This window comes from Levilactobacillus acidifarinae DSM 19394 = JCM 15949 (genome assembly GCF_001434835.1).
Lineage (GTDB): Bacteria > Bacillota > Bacilli > Lactobacillales > Lactobacillaceae > Levilactobacillus > Levilactobacillus acidifarinae.
Genome location: NZ_AZDV01000018.1, coordinates 1 through 3,622, shown reverse-complemented (window position 1 = coordinate 3,622; position 3,622 = coordinate 1). Strand labels below are relative to the sequence as shown.

At 45.2% G+C, this 3,622-nt stretch carries 4 protein-coding genes and 1 tRNA gene; 4 read left to right on the top strand and 1 reads right to left on the bottom strand.

All coding sequences use genetic code 11. The features are described 5' to 3' along the window. Positions 1-324 precede the first annotated feature (324 nt). Positions 325-1,005 (bottom strand): SDR family NAD(P)-dependent oxidoreductase, encoded by a 681-nt coding sequence (locus FD25_RS06740; RefSeq protein ID WP_083484110.1) that lies wholly within the window; start codon positions 1,003-1,005, stop codon positions 325-327. A 128-nt stretch (positions 1,006-1,133) separates the two neighbouring features. Between FD25_RS06740 and FD25_RS06735 the strand changes: the two genes are divergently transcribed. The 4 genes from FD25_RS06735 to FD25_RS06720 all read left to right on the top strand — a co-directional run bounded on the left by FD25_RS06735 (position 1,134) and on the right by FD25_RS06720 (position 3,250). Then, positions 1,134-1,652 (top strand): TetR/AcrR family transcriptional regulator, encoded by a 519-nt coding sequence (locus tag FD25_RS06735; RefSeq protein ID WP_057802898.1) that lies wholly within the window; start codon positions 1,134-1,136, stop codon positions 1,650-1,652. Positions 1,653-1,989: 337 nt separating this feature from the next. Next, a tRNA-Thr gene (locus FD25_RS06730) sits at positions 1,990-2,062 on the top strand. 372 nt (positions 2,063-2,434) lie between these two features. Beyond that, the gene (locus FD25_RS06725) at positions 2,435-2,659 is read left to right on the top strand and encodes a hypothetical protein (RefSeq protein WP_057802897.1); all 225 of its coding nucleotides are present in this window, start codon (positions 2,435-2,437) and stop codon (positions 2,657-2,659) included. 27 nt (positions 2,660-2,686) lie between these two features. After that, the gene (locus tag FD25_RS06720; protein WP_083484109.1) at positions 2,687-3,250 is read left to right on the top strand and encodes a CAP domain-containing protein; all 564 of its coding nucleotides are present in this window, start codon (positions 2,687-2,689) and stop codon (positions 3,248-3,250) included. Positions 3,251-3,622 lie beyond the last annotated feature (372 nt).

Below are 3,622 nucleotides of genomic sequence, written 5' to 3'. Positions count from 1 at the left end.
TTGGGGGATCGCCCCCTGCAAGGATAGGACGTTGCCACGCAACGGTAGGAACTCAGCGATGAGTTCCTTTTTTTGTATCATAAATTATTAAATCAAGCCCAACCTGATTCCGCAGAAAACAGGTTGAGTCATCAATCTGATGTAGGAATTCCCATCACTGCATAATGACATTGCCCAAGTTAAATAAGCCACAATTAAGTATGTTTTTTCTATAATGATGGGCAAAAATTAAAAATTGTTCTCCAAGGTATAAGAAGTTGGAGGTATCATCCTAATTACGCATACCAAAACGCTCCCCAGAACGGATGTGGGGAGCGTTGATGTTTATAGCTGGTTGAACTGTTGGGCCGCTTCGGCGGGGAAAATGGCCTCAAAGGTAGTTCGGTCTTGCACCATCTGATACCATTTCGCGGCAATCTTATCCGGATCACCTGGTGTACCAGGTGCGATTTGCGTGGCGATAGCCAGAAATCCGACGTATATTCCCTGTGGTTCTAGTATCTGGTGTAAATTTTGTGCGTAGTTACGTAGTCCAGCAACCGCGATACCCGTATTACCAAGTTGTGGTAGGGGGTAGATTGCACTAATCCCGGAGTTGAACAGAATGGCCGGGTCAGGGCTCTTCTGAAGCGTTGGGAGAAGGGTTTGAACGAGTTGGACGGCAGGTAGAACGTTCAGATCGAATTGTTGTTGTACGTCAGCTGGGGTCATGGACTGAACATCCCGGAAAAATTGCGGTCCAGCGTAGGGACTAAATTCTACTACCGAAACTTCGCCCAGGTCCCTCACGATTTGGGTGAGGGTTCTCCGCAAAGCCAATGGGTCGGTGACGTCGGTTGAATAGACGTGATACTGAATATTCTGGGATGCAAGGGTGGTACCTAAGTGGGCCAACGTGGTCGGATTGCGAGCAACCAGTGCGACTTGATAATCGTGATGACCAAAAGTTTTGGCGAGTGACAAACCTAAGCCGGGTCCGGCTCCCAAAATAATAAGTGTTTTCATGAAATATTCTCCTTAAATGAATGTGCTTGATAAAAGCAACGACTGTTGTGATAATAAGGATACTCACGTCTGCGAGGCACGACAACCAACAATGCCGATTGATTGTTGGTTTAAGGAGGAAATGACGAATGAAGGTGCAACATGTACGGGCAACTGAGACGGATCAAAAAATTCGGACCGCCTTTTTAGCACTGTTAGAAAAACGCCCGTTAGACAAGATTACGATTGCCAATATTACGCAAGGGGCGCAGGTGAATCGGGCGACGTTTTATGCCCATTATCAAGATAAATATGACTTGTTCGAACAGATGATGGCAACGTCAGTAGCAGAAGTGTTGCCGTTGAGTTGGCGTCAGGTGCCCATGGCGCAACGGGTGGTTCAAAGCTGTCGCGCCATTCAGGACTACCTTCAACAGATTAAAACGCATTGTCCGTTCAGTTATCAAGAACTGTTTCCCATGGTCGAAAAGGAATTCTTACCCGTTTTGATTGACTTAATTCAACAGTCGGCTCCGAATGCGGAGGATCGTTTTCGGGATCAGTTGCGAGCCCGAGTCATCTATCAAGCAGTGGCTACAAACTTGGTGACAGGAGCGCCACTTCCGTTAGAGACCGTGATTGAAGTAGTTCAGGATTTTCATTTTTAGACATTTTTTAGCATACTTGTTTCTGTTCACGCGTATGTTTGGTTTACCCGACTGCTTATTTGCTTTTGTTGAATATAGATGTGTGTAACGGAACGTCAGTAATCTGAAAATCAAAAAATCCGGCTATGTCATGTTCATCAAACGAAACTGATCTTGGTTCATCGTACACTTTAAAACTTCGCTGGCTTCATCCTTACGCTATTGATTCGGCAGGAATCACCGGTAGAATTCGTTAGGAAGGTGTAGGGAACGGTCCATCGTAAATCAGAAGTAAAAATCGAATTTCTCCGTAGCACCTATTGTCAGTTCACTGGTTTTCAGTAATAATAGAATAAATGCCGCTTTAGCTCAGAAGGTAGAGCGTTTCCATGGTAAGGAAGAGGTCGTTGGTTCAAATCCAATAAGCGGCTTTAGATGGGTCCCTAACGGAGTGTGTTCCGGGGACCCTTTTTGTTTACGATTAATTCGCTGGACCGTTTATCCCTATAAATGGTTGCTTTGCAGAAGTATACTGATTTTAGACCGGAGGCGGGCGAGACCTTCTGCGGATAAACAACAATTATTTCAAAAAGGGGATTGAGGCTTGTGCGGATAACAAAGTCGGTGGGCCTAATAACGGTTGTCGTGGTTGCAATGCTGGGGAGTGCGAAACCCGCCGCAGCTAAGACAACACGGGCGGCCAAGATTGTGGGGTATCGGATTTATGATCCCGCTTTAACGTATCACGTAAAAGGGGAAGTCCTTATACCTCGCGTAAACTAACCAGGGTGAAGTATCACCAGATGAGTCGATATCTCAAACAACTTTTTCGGAGTAAGTCGGCCATTATCGTGCAGCGGACTAAGGGTAAAAAGGTTCAGTACAACTATATCTATACGGTACATAAGGGAAAAACCAAGGTCTATGAGTATATTCGGCACAGCGACTTAACCAGAGTCTATCCCGTCAAGAAAAGCTTGCCGACTAACAAGGTGACGACGCAACAACCGACAGTGACCGATGACTAGGCTGTCCCCGAATTTCAAACGTTTAATGTGACGCTTTATCGTTCAACCTTTCTGCAGGTATTGAACCAAGAGCGGCGTAAGCGTAAGTTACAACCGCTGAAAGAGGATAACCAGCTTGATGAAGTGGCGCAAGCCCGGGGACCCCAATTAGTCAACAACTTCTCCCGCTATGATGCGGATGGTTACCTCTACGTGGCCGCTTTAGCAAAACAGTTTGGGACGGATTGGACCGCAGAAAATATCGCTGAAGTCAGTGGCGGCGAAGGAGACTATGGAACGACAGCCACGATTCACGTAACGGGTATCCATGATGCGGCCGACGTGGCCAAACAAAACGTTTACGAATATATCTATAATGATGCGGTTTCTAACTGGGGACACCGCGATGCGATGTTGCATAAGGCCTATACTAAGATTGGAATGGGTGGCCTTTACGATGAAAAGACTAACACCATCTTAACGGCGGCCGACTTTGGCGAAGACGAGGCGCAACCAACGGCAATTCAAGCGGGGGACGATGGTTATATCGTCATTCATAATGGTGAAGGTCGCTTTTCGGTAAACGCGGCCGGACAAACGGTAGCTGATTAGTTGTTTTAGAAGTAATAGAGGATTTGTGCTCATGATCAATGAAGATCATGAGCACTTTTTCGTCGACTGATAAACGGGTAAAACGTTGTAAAATAGCCGTTTAACCGCTGATTTAGTAAGATTCTTAGATTCAGCCATCAGATTTTATTTAAAAATCCGTTGACAGGTCCTAGGACCCAATGGTATATTAATTAAGCTGTCAAATAGCGATGGCACATCAGCAACGCAAATCAGTTGATTGAAAATAATTAATTGAAATTAGTTGTTGACATCACATCTTCCAAATGATATGATGATTAAGTTGTCTGTTACGAAAGACAACTTGGTAGACCTTTGAAAACTGAACATTGTTTCGACAAACCAAATATGTGT

Excerpts from the sequence above, each read along its gene's own strand:
- FD25_RS06725 (WP_057802897.1), top strand. The coding sequence starts at position 2,435 with ATGAGTCGATATCTCAAACAACTTTTTCGGAGTAAGTCGGCCATTATC.
- FD25_RS06735 (WP_057802898.1), top strand. The coding sequence starts at position 1,134 with ATGAAGGTGCAACATGTACGGGCAACTGAGACGGATCAAAAAATTCGG.
- FD25_RS06740 (WP_083484110.1), bottom strand. The coding sequence starts at position 1,005 with ATGAAAACACTTATTATTTTGGGAGCCGGACCCGGCTTAGGTTTGTCA.